This window comes from Bacillus sp. z50 (assembly GCF_058313585.1).
In genome coordinates this window covers 954,120-971,073 of sequence record NZ_JBZFQL010000001.1, presented here as the reverse complement: position 1 = coordinate 971,073, position 16,954 = coordinate 954,120, and the positions used below count along the sequence as shown (strand labels likewise).

16 protein-coding genes are annotated in these 16,954 nt (G+C 38.2%); 13 read left to right on the top strand and 3 right to left on the bottom strand.

Annotated elements, in window-relative coordinates:
- Window positions 1-511 precede the first annotated feature (511 nt).
- The 9 genes from AC4G3N_RS04570 (at window position 512) to AC4G3N_RS04530 (ending at window position 12,332) form a co-directional block, all read left to right on the top strand.
- Window positions 512-3,064: a vitamin B12-dependent ribonucleotide reductase gene (locus tag AC4G3N_RS04570; protein ID WP_491089808.1), complete on the top strand. Its 2,553-nt coding sequence runs from the start codon at window positions 512-514 to the stop codon at window positions 3,062-3,064.
- Window positions 3,065-3,160: 96 nt separating this feature from the next.
- Complete coding sequence (gene splB, locus AC4G3N_RS04565) at window positions 3,161-4,189, top strand: spore photoproduct lyase (RefSeq protein WP_066105011.1); 1,029 nt, start codon at window positions 3,161-3,163, stop codon at window positions 4,187-4,189.
- A gap of 61 nt (window positions 4,190-4,250) precedes the next feature.
- Complete coding sequence (locus tag AC4G3N_RS04560; protein ID WP_066105006.1) at window positions 4,251-5,147, top strand: patatin-like phospholipase family protein; 897 nt, start codon at window positions 4,251-4,253, stop codon at window positions 5,145-5,147.
- Window positions 5,148-5,448: 301 nt separating this feature from the next.
- Window positions 5,449-7,032: an ABC transporter substrate-binding protein gene (locus AC4G3N_RS04555; protein ID WP_491089807.1), complete on the top strand. Its 1,584-nt coding sequence runs from the start codon at window positions 5,449-5,451 to the stop codon at window positions 7,030-7,032.
- On the top strand, window positions 7,025-8,011 hold the full coding sequence (locus AC4G3N_RS04550; protein WP_139892494.1) for an ABC transporter permease: 987 nt from the start codon (window positions 7,025-7,027) through the stop codon (window positions 8,009-8,011). The genes AC4G3N_RS04555 and AC4G3N_RS04550 overlap by 8 nt, the downstream gene beginning before the upstream one ends.
- Entirely contained in the window at window positions 7,992-9,485 is a 1,494-nt protein-coding gene (locus tag AC4G3N_RS04545; RefSeq protein WP_491089806.1) for an ATP-binding cassette domain-containing protein, read from the top strand. Before AC4G3N_RS04550 ends, AC4G3N_RS04545 begins: the two co-directional genes overlap by 20 nt.
- Entirely contained in the window at window positions 9,486-10,274 is a 789-nt protein-coding gene (locus AC4G3N_RS04540) for an ABC transporter ATP-binding protein (RefSeq protein WP_066104997.1), read from the top strand.
- A gap of 832 nt (window positions 10,275-11,106) precedes the next feature.
- Window positions 11,107-11,724: a phosphate starvation-inducible protein PhoH gene (locus tag AC4G3N_RS04535; protein ID WP_491089805.1), complete on the top strand. Its 618-nt coding sequence runs from the start codon at window positions 11,107-11,109 to the stop codon at window positions 11,722-11,724.
- A complete protein-coding gene (locus AC4G3N_RS04530) occupies window positions 11,724-12,332 on the top strand; it encodes a hypothetical protein (protein ID WP_066104987.1) in 609 nt (202 codons plus the stop codon). The genes AC4G3N_RS04535 and AC4G3N_RS04530 overlap by 1 nt, the downstream gene beginning before the upstream one ends.
- 155 nt (window positions 12,333-12,487) lie before the next feature.
- Here AC4G3N_RS04530 and AC4G3N_RS04525 read toward each other — a convergent pair whose 3' ends face one another.
- Both AC4G3N_RS04525 and AC4G3N_RS04520 read right to left on the bottom strand, forming a co-directional pair.
- Window positions 12,488-12,880: an SA1362 family protein gene (locus tag AC4G3N_RS04525; RefSeq protein WP_077248061.1), complete on the bottom strand. Its 393-nt coding sequence runs from the start codon at window positions 12,878-12,880 to the stop codon at window positions 12,488-12,490.
- Window positions 12,881-12,966: 86 nt separating this feature from the next.
- Window positions 12,967-13,914, bottom strand: coding sequence for a DUF1385 domain-containing protein (locus AC4G3N_RS04520; RefSeq protein ID WP_066104984.1), 948 nt, complete (start codon window positions 13,912-13,914; stop codon window positions 12,967-12,969).
- Between the two features lie 132 nt (window positions 13,915-14,046).
- On the opposite strand from AC4G3N_RS04520, the gene AC4G3N_RS04515 reads away from it, so the two are divergent.
- From AC4G3N_RS04515 to efp, 4 genes are all read left to right on the top strand, one after another.
- Complete coding sequence (locus AC4G3N_RS04515; protein ID WP_491089804.1) at window positions 14,047-14,559, top strand: YqhR family membrane protein; 513 nt, start codon at window positions 14,047-14,049, stop codon at window positions 14,557-14,559.
- 68 nt (window positions 14,560-14,627) lie between these two features.
- Entirely contained in the window at window positions 14,628-15,062 is a 435-nt protein-coding gene (gene aroQ / locus AC4G3N_RS04510; protein WP_491089803.1) for a type II 3-dehydroquinate dehydratase, read from the top strand.
- 22 nt (window positions 15,063-15,084) lie between these two features.
- Window positions 15,085-16,146 (top strand): M24 family metallopeptidase, encoded by a 1,062-nt coding sequence (locus AC4G3N_RS04505; protein WP_491089802.1) that lies wholly within the window; start codon window positions 15,085-15,087, stop codon window positions 16,144-16,146.
- Window positions 16,147-16,167: 21 nt separating this feature from the next.
- A complete protein-coding gene (gene efp / locus AC4G3N_RS04500) occupies window positions 16,168-16,725 on the top strand; it encodes an elongation factor P (RefSeq protein WP_066104976.1) in 558 nt (185 codons plus the stop codon).
- A 78-nt stretch (window positions 16,726-16,803) separates the two neighbouring features.
- On the opposite strand, the gene AC4G3N_RS04495 is transcribed toward efp, so the two are convergent.
- A complete protein-coding gene (locus AC4G3N_RS04495) occupies window positions 16,804-16,947 on the bottom strand; it encodes a hypothetical protein (protein WP_180350001.1) in 144 nt (47 codons plus the stop codon).
- Between the last annotated feature and the right edge of the window lie 7 nt (window positions 16,948-16,954).

The following is a 16,954-nucleotide window of genomic DNA, read 5'->3' as shown; positions in this document are numbered from 1 at the left end:
ATTTTCTGGTAATAGTTTACGAATTTGTGATAAAAAATTATTGCATTTAGGAAGGTAGACATATTGTCTTTGGATTCAAAATAATGGTTATATCGATATAGCGTTATTAGAAAGGACAATAAGTTTACAAATCACTATAAATCAAGTATCGTGCATTATGGACAAAAATTTATTTTTTAGGAAAAAAATTTTGGGTCGAAAATGCAAAAATGCTGTTATATGAAGCATAGTTAAGCTTCATAATATGCAAGCTGAGATTTTGTTTATTTTGGTTCGAAAATAGTTAAAAAGAAGATTATATCTTTGATTTTCTTTACTTTTTGTAAAATTTTAATAATTGACAATTTTAGCAGAAGATGCTCCAGACACTATATGTGGTATGAATTATAAAAATACAAATACTATATGTTGAATTAAAATGTAGCCTATGATAACGTAGAGATATTCATTTAAGAACTTAACAAAGATAAATAAAAAAGAGATAATATTATTGGTTGAAGGAGAGATCAAATTGCCTACTGTAACAAATCGCAAGTTGTCTATAAATGTCGAAAGGTTAAATAAAGATATAGCCCTATTTCCGCAAGTTTTTCCGATTACTCCAGACATGAATAAGACGTATAAGGGTGTTTCAAGGCTTGTGATGATAGATCGCTATTCCTTCAAAGATACGGAAAAAATGACACTTAGTAATGGAGATTTTGTTGTACTTACCATTAAAGAAGACCCAAAATTTCCTGCCCGTGGACTTGGGTACATCCAACATATTGATTGGGAAGCCAAGAAAGCACATGTATTGGTTGAAGAAGAATTCCGCTCATCCTTGGACAAGCATGATGAAATTAAAACCGGTCTGATTTGTAAATCACTCGACGTCATTGAAAAACCACTTGAAATTTATTATGAACAGATTGCGAAACGGAATGCACGCGGTTTGGCTGAAGTTGAAAAAACGGAAGAGAAACGCAAGGAATGGTTTGATAAATTTTATAATGAATTAGTTCAAACGAATTTTATCCCGGCAGGACGTGTGCTCTATGGAGCCGGTTCTGAAACAGAAGTAACCTACTTTAACTGCTATGTAATGCCATTTATTAATGACAGCCGTGAAGGGATTTCTGAACATCGCAAACATGTGATGGAAATTATGAGTCGCGGAGGCGGTGTCGGTACGAATGGTTCCACTTTACGTCCAAGAAACACGCTTGCTCGCGGTGTAAACGGAAAATCCTCAGGTGCAGTATCCTGGTTGGATGATATTGCAAAATTAACTCACTTAGTTGAACAGGGTGGTTCCCGTCGCGGAGCTCAAATGATTATGCTCTCTGACTGGCATCCGGATATCGTAGAATTTATCATCTCAAAAATGCAAAATCCTAAAATTTTGCGCTTCTTAATGAAAGTCAGCAAGGATGAAGTAATTCGTAGACATGCATCTGAAAAATTGAAATTCACTCCGCTCACAATGCAAGAGGAAGCCATGTATCAAGGCATAGTCAATTATAAAAACATCTCGGGGTTTGGCGGATTTAATGAGGCAATCATTAAGGAAGCAGAAGAAAAACTTTCCGCTGGTGGAAATGATACTGTTCATAATCCAGACTTTTTAACAGGTGCCAATATTTCAGTGTGCTTAACAAAAGAATTTATGGAAGCTGTAGAAAATGACGGAGAATATGAACTTCGATTCCCGGATGTTGAGTCCTATAATGAAGAAGATATGAGAGCCTATAATGAAAAATGGGCTGATTGCGGTGATGTACGCGAATGGGAGAAACTAGGTTATGCTGTGCGTGTATATCGTAAAATTAAAGCTCGCGAATTATGGAATTTAATCAATATCTGTGCGACTTATTCTGCGGAGCCGGGCATTTTCTTTATCGATAATGCAAACGATATGACAAACGCTAAAGCGTACGGTCAAAAAGTAGTTGCGACGAATCCTTGTGGGGAACAGCCATTGGCTCCTTATTCTGTATGTAACTTGGCTGCTGTCAATCTGGCTGAAATGACAGATAAAGATCGCAAACAAGTGGACTTGGAGAAACTGAAACAAACGGTAAAAGTGGGCGTGCGCATGCAGGATAATGTTATTAACGCGACTCCATACTTCCTTGAAGCCAATAAAAAACAGGCTCTAGGGGAAAGACGCGTTGGCCTAGGTGTAATGGGTCTGCATGATATGCTTATTTATTGTGAAAAAGAATATGGTTCCGAAGAAGGAAATAAGCTGGTTGATATTGTATTTGAAACAATTGCAACTGCAGCATATGAGGAATCTATTGAAATCGCGAAAGAAAAAGGTAGCTTCCCATTCTTAGTTGGTGAATCAGAGGAAGAAACGAAAGAATTGCGCACACGTTTTATTAATACAGGGTATATGAAAAAAATGCCTGAACATATTCGTGAAGGAATCATGAAATATGGTATTCGTAACTCACATTTGTTAACAGTTGCTCCTACTGGAAGCACTGGTACAATGGTAGGTGTTTCTACAGGTCTTGAACCATACTTCTCATTCACATATTTCAGAAGCGGACGTTTGGGTAAATTTATTGAAGTGAAAGCTGATATAGTAGAAGAGTATTTACGTCGCAATCCTAATGCAGACAGCAATAATCTACCTTCATGGTTTATTTCTGCAATGGATTTAACTCCTGAGAAACACGCTGATGTACAATGCATTATCCAACGTTGGATTGATAGCTCGATCAGTAAAACGGTAAATGCACCGAAAGGATATTCCGTTGAACAAGTAGAACGAGTGTATGAGCGTCTATATAAAGGCGGAGCTAAGGGTGGAACTGTATACGTAGATGGAAGCCGTGATACACAGGTATTAACGTTAAAGGCTGAAAACGATACGGATCAATCCACTCAGCCACAACATACGAAGCAGCATGTTGTTCTTATCGACACAATTGATGCACTTGAATCAACAAGCGTAACAATCGGAAGCGAAGTTGGAAATACTTGCCCGGTCTGCCGCCAAGGAAAAGTGGAGGAACTTGGTGGGTGCAATACATGTACGAACTGCGGTGCTCAGCTTAAATGTGGATTGTAAATAAAAAATTGATATAAGTGATAAAAAGGATGGTAAAGATTAACGCCATCCTTTTTTTTATTTCTGAACACACTATCTGTTAAGTAGGTGAAAAACATGAAACCATTTATTCCTCAATTAGTTTATTTTGAACCTAAAGCATTGGAATATCCGTTAGGAAAGGCTTTATATGAAAAATTTCAGAGCCTGCCAGTGGAAATTAGGCAAACCACATCCCATAATCAGATTCGCGATTTGCCCGGTGATAATGAACTGCAAAAATATCGAATCGCCAAATCCACGATGGTGATTGGAATACGGAAGACATTAAAATTTGATACATCAAAGCCTTCAGCAGAGTATGCGATCCCGCTGGCTACAGGATGTATGGGGCATTGTCATTATTGTTATTTACAAACAACGCTTGGCAGTAAGCCCTATATTAGAGTGTACGTGAATCTAGAAGAGATTTTTGAACAGGCAAGTAAATATATGGAACAGAGAGCGCCGGAAATCACAAGATTTGAGGCGGCTTGTACCTCCGATATAGTAGGTATTGATCACCTCACGCATTCCTTAAAGGAAACGATTAATTTTATCGGCAGTACTGAATATGGAAGATTACGATTTGTAACTAAATTTCATCATGTCGATCATTTGCTTGATGCTAGACATAATGGAAAAACCAGTTTCCGCTTCTCCATAAACTCCCGTTATGTTATAAAAAATTTTGAGCCAGGAACCTCTTCGTTTGATGAGCGGTTGGAGGCTGCTCGAAAAGTGGCAGCAGCGGGATATCATCTTGGGTTTATAGTCGCTCCGATATATATGCATGAAGGCTGGGAAGAAGGATATTACGAATTATTTGATCGTTTGAGGCATGCGTTAGGTGAAGAGCTGTCCATGATGAAAATTAGCTTTGAACTCATCCAGCATCGCTTTACAAAGCCGGCAAAAAAAGTTATTCAAGCACGATATCCTAAGACAAAGCTTGAGATGGATGAAACGAAGCGTAAGTATAAATGGGGGAAATACGGTATAGGGAAATATGTCTATCCTGATGAAGAAGCGAATGCTTTGAAAACTCATATAGAAAACTCCATCAAAGAGTTCTTTCCGAATGCAGAAATACAATACTTTACCTAATGTGTTCTAAACCTCTCTCTCCCAGATTAAAAATGAGTAAGTAAGGGGGGAGGGGTTTTATTTGTTTATTGACGGAGTGTTTTCCGGAGGAGGTATAAAAGGGTTTGCTCTTATTGGGGCAGTAATTGAATTAGAGAAGCAGGGATATCGGTTTAAAAGAGTAGCCGGAACAAGTGCAGGCGCAATCATTGCCGGGTTTATAGCAGCGGGGTACTCAGGGAGCGAAATTAATGAAATTATGAAAAGCGTTAAATTAACGAAGCTATTGGAAACAAAAAAAAATAAACATTTTCCACTAGCCAAATGGCTCAAATTATATTGGAGTATGGGACTTTACAAAGGGGATGCCTTGGAGCTATGGATTAAAGAGGTATTGGCCAGGAAAAATATTAGGACATTTGCAGATTTAGCTGATAAACAATTGAGAGTTATTGCATCTGATCTAACAAATGGAAGATTGATGGTTTTGCCGGATGATCTGCCAAAATATAATATAAACCCCAATCAGTTCTTAGTGGCGAGAGCGATTCGTATGAGCTGCTCTGTCCCCTTTTTCTTTCAGCCGATTACGCTTCGAACGGTAGGGGAGAAAAGGGTTATCGTAGATGGCGGGGTTTTAAGTAATTTTCCTATGTGGCTGTTTGATCAAGATAATGTTATCGCTGAGAGACCGGTGCTGGGATTAAGGCTGGTACCAGAAAAACAACAAGCAGTGGTCCATGAGCGTGATATCAATAATGCAATCGAACTTTTTACATCTTTATTTGAAACGATGAGGAATGCTCATGATGCCAGATATATTTCAAGAAAATTCGTTAAAAACATTGTGTTTATACCAATTAAAGAGGCGGGATTTATAGAGTTTTCTATTTCTGACAATCAGCGGCTAGTATTAATTGATCAAGGTAAAGAAGCGGCGAAGCATTTTCTTAAGGATTGGGTTTACCGAATCAGATGATATAAAACAATAAACAAGTACACTTTGTAGCATCTACTAATAGTAGGGTGCTTTTTTTGTCTCAAAAAGAGTGGCTCTTAATAGTTATAAACGATAAGAATATGTTGATATAATAAATTGAATGAGAAAATAAAAACATTTTCTTTATATATTAGTAATATTTTCCATTATATAGTGTATTTTGTATAGGACGTTTTTCTCATTTATTAAACGATTATAATTTTTTAAAATAATGATATTGATAATCATTATCAACTGTTATATGATAAGAACCATCATATGTTGAAAGGGAGTTGTATGGATGAAAAGGATTTCATTTTTACTACTATCATTATTCATCCTGCTCGCAGGATGTTCAGGTGGTGGCACTTCACCAAATACAAATACAGATTCAAAGGCATCTGAAAAAAATAAGACCGTGAAGATTGCATGGGCAGATAGTGGGTTCCCATCTCCATTTACATTTACCTCAAATGGTCCCGGAGGATATTTACGCAGCAGTTTCATTTTTGACTCGCTTACTTGGAAAGATGAGACTGGGGTAATTCCTTGGCTGGCATCTTCCTGGGAAGTATCTGAGGACAAGCTAACATACACGTTTAATTTAGAAAAAGATGTGCAGTTTCATGATGGAGAATCATTAACCGCCGATGATGTTGTCTTTTCATATAACTATTTTAAGAAACATGCGTTCCAGTGGAATGCAGATATGTCTAAAATAGCTTCACTAAAGAAAATATCAAATCACAAAGTTGCAATTACGTTGACCGAGGAATATTCCCCATTTATCACTGAAATTGCCGGAATTCTTCCAATTCTACCAGAGCATATCTGGTCAGAAATCGAAAATCCAATGGAATATACGGAAGAAAATGCATTAATAGGTACAGGTCCATATGTTCTTGATAGCTATAACAGCTCGACTGGTAATTATCGTTACCTAGCAAATGAGGCTTATTTCAAAGGTGATGTTACGGTTAAGGAAGTTCAATATTTGAATGTAGAGAATAAAATGCTCTCCCTGCAAAAAAGGGAAATAACCGGCGGCATGACGTATAACTATACAGAAGTGAAGCAAATGGAAGAACAAGGGTTTAAAGCGCTTCAAAGTAATCCAACAGGAAGCGCAGTTCGTATTGTTTTTAATTTGGAAAATGAACAGTTAAGTGATAAAAGGCTACGTCAAGCAATTGCCTATGCACTTAATCGAGGTGAAATAGCAGAAAAAGTATTGGGGAATTCCAAAACCATTGTTGGTAGCGGAGGGGTAATTCCACCTGATTCGGATTGGTTTAATGAAGATGTAAAAAAATATGATTATGATGTGGATCAAGCAAATGAAATGTTAGATTCACTCGGATATGAAAAAAATAAAAATGGTGTTCGAGAAGAGCTTAGCTTAAAACTTCTGGTTTCTTCTACTCCTCAGGAAGCCGAATTAATGAGATCAATGCTTGCTGATGTAGGGGTGAAATTGCAAATTCAAACAGTAGATACAGCTACTTTTACAACTGCTATGAGTGAAGGGAAATATGATATGGCTTTAACAGGGCACATTGGATTAAGTGGGGATCCTGATTTCCTCCGCTTATGGTTCTCTGGTCAGGCAAGCAATGCATATGCTGGGAATGCTGTATTCAATCATCAAGAATTTAACGAGTTGGCTAGTAAACAACTGTCTCAAGAAGGGGAAGAGCGTAACGAAACAGTTGATTCTATGCAGGATATTTTAGCTGAAGAGCTGCCTACATTAGTGATTTACCATCGCCCGTTCTACTTTGTTTATGATGCTAATGTATTTGATGGATGGTTTAACACATATGGTGGTATTTCAGACGGAATTCCATTAACAGATAACAAGGCAGCGTTTATTGAATATGATTAAAATTTTTAAGCTGTACGGTTCTCTTCTTCTTATCTTGATTCTCTTAAATTTTTTTCTTCCTCGACTAATGCCGGGGGGACCTCTTGAATATTTAGAGGGGCAGGAAAGCGGTGCAACTTTAACAGAGCAACAAAAGAATTCAATGATTGAATATTATGGGCTGAATGATTCAATGGCTGAACAATTTATTGATTATATAGTTGGCATCGTACAGTTTGATTTTGGATTTTCATATACTTATAAATTGCCTGTTAATGATATCATAATGGACCATATTTCTTACACGCTATGGATTGTCGGAATTTCTTCTGTTCTATCTATTGTAATTGGTATTTTTTTAGGACTGTTATCGGGTTGGGTTCATCATAAAAAAGGTGATAAAACATTCATGTCAACAATGCTGGCAATTGGCGCTTTACCCGAATTTTTATTCGGTATGCTATTGCTTATTGTGTTTGGAGTTATGCTGGATATGCTTCCAATGAGCGGAGCCCATACACCGTTTATGGATAGCGAATCAATATGGGTAAAAGTTAATGATGCGGCTAAGTATGCTATTTTACCAATAGTGACATTAACCATGGTAAACCTGACAAGGATCTATTTACTCGTGCGTAATGAAACGATTCAGGTAGCTTCCTCACCTTACATTGAATTTGCGAAGATGAAGGGCGTCAGGGAAATCCGGTTAGTTTTCAGACATGCGTTTAAAAATGTTTTAATACCTATATTTACTCTGATTATGATAAGAATTGGCTACACCTTTACAGGAGCAATCTTTGTAGAGACGTTATTTTCTTACCCGGGAATTGGGCAGTTATTAAAAGAGTCCATTCTTTCACGGGATTACCCATTGATGCATGGTCTGTTTTTATTATTTGCTGTTATGATTTTGATTTGCAATGCACTGGCAGATTCTATTTATCCTAAACTAGATCCACGTGTTAGAGGGGGCAAACATGTTGAAAAAGTTCTATAAGTTCCCTTTACTTTGTTTAGCCGTGGTCATGCTGTTGGCATTCTTTGGTCCATTACTTTCTCCTTATTCAGCAATGGATTATAGCGGAGGATTGTTTGAACCTCCTTCATCTGAGCATTGGCTGGGTACAAATCGTTTAGGTCAGGATATATTTAGCCAATTATTATATGGAACCCGTACAAGTGTCTTAATTGGACTTTGTATTGCTCTGTGTTCGACAGTTTTAAGTGTATTGCTGGGACTGGCAGCGGGATATTTGCCGAAATTCGATAAATTCATTAACGGGCTGGCCAATATTTTATTAGTGCTTCCAAATTTGCTTTTGATATTATTGGTTGTTGCTTTTACGGGTTCCGGTGTAATTCAGCTTGTAATCATTTTAAGTCTTTTATCGTGGCCGGGTTATATGAGAATTATTCGATCCTCTGTTTTAACATTAAAAGAAAGAGAATTTGTAAAAGCATCGGCGCTGTTTGGTGGCAGTTCTTTTTATGTATTGAAATCTCATATTCTTCCGCAATTGCAGCCCATCATAAAGACTAAATTCGTGATGACATTTCAATCTGCTGTTTTGACAGAAGCAGGTTTAGCATTCCTAGGTTTGGGTGACCCGAATGTGATATCTTGGGGAAGCATGTTAAATATGGCTTTCACACAAACATTTATTTTCTTAACTGGCCAATGGACATGGATTGTATTGCCGCCAGTGATTATGCTGCTCATCACATCGGTTTCGCTTGCTTTCTTATTGGAAGATAAACAGAAGAAGTCTTCAAAAACAAAGAAACAAAAGGGTACAACACCAGTGACCGGCAAGTCTCGCGATTTATATTGTCACTTGGAGCAGGTTACATATGACGAGACTACTATTGTTGAAAATATCGAGTTTACGATTAAAAGAGGAGAGATTGTGAGTTTGATTGGGCCTTCAGGCAGTGGAAAAACAACGATAGCCAGAGCTTTGTACGGATTGTTGCCGGCTGAGAACTGGAGTGGCGATGTTACATATGACGGTGAGTCTGTTCGTGAGAAATCCTTTAGGGAAAGGCACTACTGGAAAACATGCTCATTTATCTATCAGGATGCACGGGCGGCATTTAATCCAGTATTAAAATTAAAAGAACAGTTTTTAGAAACCGGTATAAGTCTTGCGGAAGCTGAGAAGAGTGTTGAAGAAGTCGCGTTAAATAAAAACATTTTGGACAAGTATCCGCATGAGTGCTCCGGCGGCATGTTGAGCCGGGCTCTAATCGCACTCTCTCTGGTAAATAAACCAGCTTTTGTGATTGCAGATGAATGCACAAGTGCGCTGGATCCTATATTGAAAAAAGAAGTAGTGGAACTCTTGGAGGAAAAAGTCCGTTCACATGGGATCAGTCTATTATTTATCACGCATGATTTAGATGTAGCGTATGCAATCTCGGATCGGATTTTTAGTTTAAGTGATAAACAACTGATGAAGGAAGTGCAATGAATGTTAAGAGTTCAAGATGTAAATAAAAGCTACCAAAACCAGGATGTGCTTCGGGGAATCAATTTTGAGATTTTGTGCAATGAATTTATTTGTTTGATAGGAGAATCAGGGTCAGGTAAATCTACAACGGCTGAAATTATTATGGGAATTCAATCACCGACAAGCGGACTTGTTGAAAAAGAGCCATGTTGTACGATTCAATATATTTACCAAAATCCGGAGCGTTCCTTTAACCCGTTTTGGACAATGGAGAAAAGTTTAATGGAACCGCTTGTACTTAAAAAGGAAAAGCCGGAATCAATAAAAAAGAAAATAAAAGAATTAATGGCTAAGGCGGACTTACCGACGGAATTATTAGCAAAAAAACCAAGCCAATGTTCCGGAGGACAAAAACAGAGATTAGCTATTATTAGAGCTTTATTAATGAATCCTAAGCTTTTAATAGCCGATGAAATTACATCTGCTCTGGATCCGCAAACAGAAAAGTTAATCATCAACCTATTAAAGAAATTTCAGGTTGAATTTCATATGTCTGTTTTATACATTACGCACCGAATTCAGTCTGTCGGTAATGTAGCAGATCGAATGATGGTACTTGAAACAGGGACCATTGTCGAAAGCGGACCTCCTTCTCAAGTTCTAAACCACTCAACACATCCCTACACAAAAAAATTAGTAGAGGCATGCTACTACTTTGAAAATAAAAAGCTGAGACGACTGAACAGGAGCGAAGAGCATAAGACGAATACTCGAAGGGAAAGTTCTTCCCCGCAGAGTATTTGCTTATGACTCGAGCTCCTAGGAGTCGAAGCTAGATTGAATAAAAAGCTGAAACGGCTTGCCCAGAAGCGAAGAGCATAAGACAGAGGCTCGCAGGGGAAGGCTTTAAGGAACAAAGGCTAAGAGCGCCACATCGTGTGGCAACGCCTTCGTGACCTACGTCCTGTAGCCCTCCGCAGGAACTATGCTTATGTCCTGAGCTTCTAGCCGTTGAAGCTAGATTACATAAAAAGCTGAAACGGCTGATTTAAGGAACGAAGACTAAATGCGCCACGTCGTGTGGCAACGTCTTCATGACCTACATCCTGTAGGCCCGCGAAGAGCATAAGAGGAGGTGCGCAGGGAGAGTGTTTGATGGAACAAAGACTAAAGACACCACATCCTGTGGTAACGTCTTTGTGACCAACATCGTGTTGGCCTCCGTAGTGGCTATTCTTACGACCTCGAGCGGCTAGGCCCTGAAGCTGGATTAAATAAAAAGCTGAGACGGCTGATTTAAGGAACGAAGACTAAATGCGCCACGTCGTGTGGCAACGTCTTCATGACCTACATCCTGTAGGCCCGCGAAGAGCATAAGACAGAGGCTCGTAGGGGAAGGCTTTAAGGAACAAAGGCTAAGAGCGCCACATCGTGTGGCAACGCCTTCGTGACCTACGTCCTGTAGCCCTCCGCAGAGACTATGCTTATGTCCTGAGCTTCTAGCCGTTAAAGCGACTGCCCAGCTCCGACAAGCATAAGAGGAGGCACGTAGGGAGGTGATCTTTCCTCCTGTAGTGGCTACACTTATGACTCGAGGAGTTAGGAGTTGAAGCTAGATTACTCAACACAAGGAGGAGATACAATGGAACTTAAAATACTGGAACTATGTCCGAATCATGCATTTGGTTATAAAACAGAATTATCATCCGGTCAACATACTAAATTAATGGAATATGAGTTTGCAAACATTGAATTGGCTCCATACAATGTTTTGGTTATTACGGATTTTGCAGATCAGGAGTATTTGTATAAACATAAAGAAAAAATAGAGCAATTCTTAAACGAAGGAAAGATTGTTGTATTTTGTGGCCACATGTTTAGAGCTTGGCTGCCTGGCTGTATACCAATGATGCCGAAGAAGATTCGCGGCCATCAGGATTACCTAGTAGAGGTTCCTGAGAATTCACCGATTTTTAAAGGTGTAAAAGTAGAGGATATGGTATATACGAAGGGTGTTGCAGGTTTCTTTGCAAGAGGTTTTTATTTGCCACCGAAACATGCGGAGATTTGCCTAACATTTACAGATGGTAAGGCCATTACGTACATTGATCGTGAAACAACGAATGGGACAGTTATTGTTCATGCTGGCAGGAGTTTATTAGGATATGGTCAGCGGAAAAACACAACAAACCAAATAACTCCTCAATTTATAGAGGTCCTTAAGAAAGAATTAGTACGCACCAAAGGAGTTGAGGCATAATGAGAAAAATAGCTGTGATTTATGGCGGGCATGCGCCGCATTATAGAACTTTTCATGAGCCAAAGTATGCGCAATTCATAGACTCTCTTATTTATCAGCTTGAATTGAAAGATTTTGATTTAACAGGATTTGATGTGTTGATTGTTCCTTCTCAATTAAATGGTCAAATACTGCTTGATAATAAAGAGAAGTTCTATGAGTTTGCTGATCAGGGCGGTATTATTGTGGCTATGGGTCCACAGCCATGGGAATGGCTCCCTAATCAAAAATGGGAAGAACGCGAGACGAATTTTTGGTGGTGGCTTGAAGAAAATGCAAATAGTGGGTTAGTAACTAAAAATGATGACCATGAATTTTTTAAGTATATTACGCTTGAGGATTCAACATGGCATCAACACGGAGTATTTTGGCCACCAGAGCATGCTACCACACTTATAGCTACGGATGATGGCGGATCTGTACTGTATATAGATGAACAATCAACTAAGGGCACTTGGATTATTACGACTCTTGATCCTGACTATCATTATGGTTCCTATTTTATGCCGGCAACTGAACGATTTTTAGATGGCCTTTTTCCATGGTTGTATCGTGGAGAATTTAAATAAGTCAATTTATCAGTTAAACTTTTAATCTATAACTTATGGATTATCCTTTATTATAATCACCCTAGCTTATTATTCTTATTTTACCCGTTAGGTGAAATAAGGATAAAGTATCATATATTGTTCTTTAACGAAAGCACGTAAAAAAACCGAACTCTTTAAAAAAGGGCCCGGTTTTTTTTACGTGCTTTCTTTCCTTCTATGACAGTCAGTTTGACATCTGACTTTTTCTTAGGTCTGTTAATCAGCTGTTCTTTAGAAATGACGGTTAATCCATGTGTATTATGTTTGCTTCTTTTTGTTTTAATCATTTCATGTTTACGTTTCTTCTTGATTGTTTTTCGGGCTGCTTTCCTGTATGCCTGATACTCTCCACCCGAGTTACCATTCCTGAATCGTGTAATAACAAAATAAATCAACCCAACAACAGCGGCTCCAATGAGTACGTTTTTAATTAGTTCGAACGGGTTATTTATCAAAGTGGAAATTAACCCCAAAGCTGCGAAACCAAGAAGGATATAAATAATAATCATCGAATTCTTACGATTCACAGAAAGCACCTCCTTTAAGAGCATCATTGGCATATTTAGGAAAAAATAAACAATAAGCAAGGAAATTATTTTTCTTTTATTATTCTTTACACTATTTTTTCTTCGAGTAAACCTTGTTTGTAGTTATTTTCAGTTTCGAGCATTTTGTTAAATGATACGATGGCTACCTCAATTTGTTCATCGCTTGGTTCCTTTGTCGTTAAAAGCTGCAACCATAGTCCCGGGTAACCTAAAAAGCGCAATACAGGAACGTTACGTACTTTATTGGTTAACTGCAGTACTTCGAATGATACACCTAGGACAATTGGTATTAAGGCAATTCGGTTTAAAATACGAATATAAAGGACATCAGAAGGAACGAACATATATAGAAAAACTCCAACAAATACGGTGAATAAAATAAAGCTGCTTCCGCATCGATAATGCAATCTAGATGCGTTACGAACATTTTCCACCGTTAATTCCTTATTGCTTTCAAATGCGTTGATAACCTTATGTTCTGCCCCATGGTATTGAAAGACTCTTTTTACGAGCGGTGTTAACGATACGATATAGATATATAGTAATAATAATGTGAGTTTGAAAAAACCTTCTAATAATACTTGTACTGTTTCTCCGGGTGCTATGCTCTTAAAAATAACAGCCAAAAATATTGGTACTACGGTAAAAAGTAATTTACTGAGTATAAAGGATAAAATCCCAATGCCTGCTACGCCCAAAATCATACCCAGTTTAGACGTTTCTTCTTCTTCAATCTTATGGTCATCCGCTGGGTCAACGTCATATCGATCTGTAGAGAAAGATAAATGCTTGGAGCCGATTGCACTGGATTCTAATAAAGCCACAATACCACGCAGAAACGGAATCTTTTTTAATTTTATCAGCAGGGGATGGCTTGTTTTTGGCAATGCATAGGAATCGAATGATCCATCTTTTCGTTTAATGGTTGTAACGGTACAATGTTTGCCTCCAAACATTACACCTTCTAATACAGCCTGTCCGCCGTAGATTGGCTTATTATCCAATTTATTCATCACTCCATAATGGTTAAGTTGTCTATATTATCTATTCTACAGAATTTTTCTCTATTTCACTAGTGATTGTTTCCATTTCTCTTATGAACTTTGTCTATTTCGCACATACTAGCAGTTGTGAGGTGATTGGATATGGAAACAGCAAAAGAAAAGCTGAAAAAGCCGATGGGCTATTATGGTGTAATTAATTCAGTTGGATTTTATGGAGGATTGCTTTGGGGTGCGATTTTTCAAATCTGTCACTATTTTCATTTTACGGAAATAGGCCCAACATTTCTTCTTCGCACATGGGTGAAAGCCGATTTTGTTAAAGGGTGGATGGGCGTGGTACTGTCAATTTTATGCCTGTGTCTTATTTCTATGCTCTTTGCTTATGTTTACTCCTTTATTTTTCGTAAGATGCAATCTTATTGGATTGGTATTGTTTATGGGATTGCTCTATGGGGTCTTCCATTCCTTGTATTAAGGCCATTATTTCCAGGAATGAAAACGGTTGGGGAACTATCAGCGGATACCATTGTAACGACACTATGTATCTTTGTCTTGTACGGACTATTTGTCGGGTACTCCATTAGTTTTGAATATCATGAACGGAAACTTGAGGCAGAGGAAGGAAAGAAAGTAAAAGTGGATTCCGTCCAGTAATAGGTAGTCGAATTTTTCACTCTTGTGTTAAAATTGAAAGTATCACTTTAAAACACGGGAGCCTGGTTATGGATAAAAAAATTTATTTAATCAACGGACCAAATCTAAATTATCTGGGGTTTCGAGAGCCCGAGATTTATGGAAGAACGACTCTCGCAGATCTTGAAGAGTCGTTAGTGAATCAGTCTATAAAACTCGGGGCGCAATTGGTGTGTTTTCAATCCAATTACGAAGGAGCGATAATAGATAGTCTATATGAGGCGGAAACAAACTCGGCTTCAGGGATTATCTTAAACCCAGGGGCATTTACGCACTACAGCTATGCGATACGGGATGCGATCGCCTCTATTTCAGTTCCGGTAATAGAAGTACATATTTCAAATGTCCATGCCAGAGAACCTTTTCGTCATCAATCTGTCACTGCCCCTGTAACGAAGGGTCAAATTGTAGGGCTTGGGTTGAATGGCTATGAATTGGCGTTACGTGCTTTATTGACTACTTAATCATGAGGGAGAGGTCTATTCAATGGAAAAAATTCAGAGATTGCGTGAAAGATTAAGTCAGGAACATATTGATGCTATCATCATTACAAACCCATATAACCGTAGATATATTTCTAACTTTACTGGAACAGCGGGAGTAGTCGTAATTTCCCAGAAGGATGCAAAATTTATTACAGATTTTAGATACGTGGAGCAAGCGGGCAAACAGGCAGTTGGATTTGAGATTGTCAAACACAGCGGACCAATTCAAGATGAGATAGCGGCTCAATTGAAGGAAATGGATGCAAAAAAAATCGGGTTTGAACAGGATGACCTTACTTATGCTACCTATAAGTTATATGAAAAAGTTGTGGAAGGTGAACTTGTTCCTGTTTCCAATGTTGTTGAAAAATTGCGCTTGATTAAGACACCGCAAGAGATTAAGATATTAAAGGAAGCAGCAGACATAGCAGATGCTGCATTTAAACATATTATTGAGTATATTCGTCCAGGTTTAACTGAAATAGAAGTATCAAATGAATTAGAATTCTTTATGCGTAAAGCAGGGGCTACTTCATCATCATTTGATATCATTGTCGCTTCTGGTGCACGTTCTGCATTGCCGCACGGTGTTGCAACAGAAAAAGTAATAGAAAAAGGCGATTTTGTCACAATGGATTATGGTGCCCTTTATAATGGGTATATATCTGATATTACACGTACAGTGGCGGTCGGTGACCCAACTGATGAATTAAAGAAAATCTATGATGTTACCCTGGAAGCTCAGTTGTATGCAATGGAGCATATTAAACCGGGTATGACAGGTCGCGAAGCAGATGCTCTTGCAAGAGATATCATAGCTGCCAAAGGATATGGGGAATACTTCGGTCATTCCCTTGGACATGGGATTGGACTTGAAGTGCATGAAGGTCCTGGACTTTCTGCTAAATCTGATATTATTTTGGAAAAAGGCATGACTGTCACTTGTGAACCTGGTATTTATTTACCTGGAGTTGGAGGAGTAAGAATCGAAGATGATCTCCTTATTACGGAGGATTCTAACGAAACATTTACTCATTCGACGAAAGATTTACTTATTTTATAAGGCTGTAGGAGGCTATATTGTATGATTTCTGTTAATGATTTTAAAACTGGTTTAACAATTGAAGTGGATGGCGGTATCTGGCAAGTAATTGAATTCCAACACGTAAAACCTGGTAAAGGAGCTGCGTTTGTACGTTCTAAATTACGTAATCTTCGTACAGGTGCTATCCAGGAGAAAACTTTCCGTGCTGGTGAAAAAGTTGCTAAAGCACATATCGAAAACCGTAAAATGCAATACTTATATGCAAGTGGAGATAATCATGTGTTTATGGATAACGAAACATATGATCAAATCGAATTGTCATCTAAGCAAATCGAATATGAATTGAAATTCTTGAAAGAAAACATGGAAGTGTCTATCATGATGTTCCAAACGGAAACACTTGGCGTTCAGCTTCCAACAACTGTTACATTGGTAGTAACTGAAACAGAACCAGGTATCAAAGGTGATACAGCATCAGGCGGTACGAAACCAGCTACTGTTGAAACTGGTCTTACTGTTCAAGTTCCTTTCTTTGTAAATGAAGGTGACAAACTGATCATCAATACTTCTGATGCATCTTATGTATCAAGAGGTTAATAAATAGGTGTAAAGACTCCCGGGAATAAATTCCCGGGAGTTTTTTGTTTAAGCCAAAATATATAGTGAACAACCCCGTCATCCAATTCCACCTTTCCTTAGTTCCGCCATTCCAATTAATTTACTGGATTCTTCTATCTCTATACCTTTTTCCGAATCTAAAGAGATTTTTATTTTACGGTTATAGTCATTTAACCGCGCGTTTGTTTCTAAAAAAGTCATAAACGGC

What these genes read in the sequence shown, in the direction of transcription:
- splB (WP_066105011.1), top strand. Translation starts at nt 3,161, where the DNA reads ATGAAACCATTTATTCCTCAATTAGTTTATTTTGAACCTAAAGCATTG.
- AC4G3N_RS04555 (WP_491089807.1), top strand. Translation starts at nt 5,449, where the DNA reads ATGAAAAGGATTTCATTTTTACTACTATCATTATTCATCCTGCTCGCA.
- AC4G3N_RS04550 (WP_139892494.1), top strand. Translation starts at nt 7,025, where the DNA reads ATGATTAAAATTTTTAAGCTGTACGGTTCTCTTCTTCTTATCTTGATT.
- AC4G3N_RS04545 (WP_491089806.1), top strand. Translation starts at nt 7,992, where the DNA reads ATGTTGAAAAAGTTCTATAAGTTCCCTTTACTTTGTTTAGCCGTGGTC.
- AC4G3N_RS04540 (WP_066104997.1), top strand. Translation starts at nt 9,486, where the DNA reads ATGTTAAGAGTTCAAGATGTAAATAAAAGCTACCAAAACCAGGATGTG.
- AC4G3N_RS04535 (WP_491089805.1), top strand. Translation starts at nt 11,107, where the DNA reads ATGGAACTTAAAATACTGGAACTATGTCCGAATCATGCATTTGGTTAT.
- AC4G3N_RS04530 (WP_066104987.1), top strand. Translation starts at nt 11,724, where the DNA reads ATGAGAAAAATAGCTGTGATTTATGGCGGGCATGCGCCGCATTATAGA.
- AC4G3N_RS04520 (WP_066104984.1), bottom strand. Translation starts at nt 13,914, where the DNA reads ATGAATAAATTGGATAATAAGCCAATCTACGGCGGACAGGCTGTATTA.
- AC4G3N_RS04515 (WP_491089804.1), top strand. Translation starts at nt 14,047, where the DNA reads ATGGAAACAGCAAAAGAAAAGCTGAAAAAGCCGATGGGCTATTATGGT.
- aroQ (WP_491089803.1), top strand. Translation starts at nt 14,628, where the DNA reads ATGGATAAAAAAATTTATTTAATCAACGGACCAAATCTAAATTATCTG.
- AC4G3N_RS04505 (WP_491089802.1), top strand. Translation starts at nt 15,085, where the DNA reads ATGGAAAAAATTCAGAGATTGCGTGAAAGATTAAGTCAGGAACATATT.
- efp (WP_066104976.1), top strand. Translation starts at nt 16,168, where the DNA reads ATGATTTCTGTTAATGATTTTAAAACTGGTTTAACAATTGAAGTGGAT.
- AC4G3N_RS04495 (WP_180350001.1), bottom strand. Translation starts at nt 16,947, where the DNA reads ATGACTTTTTTAGAAACAAACGCGCGGTTAAATGACTATAACCGTAAA.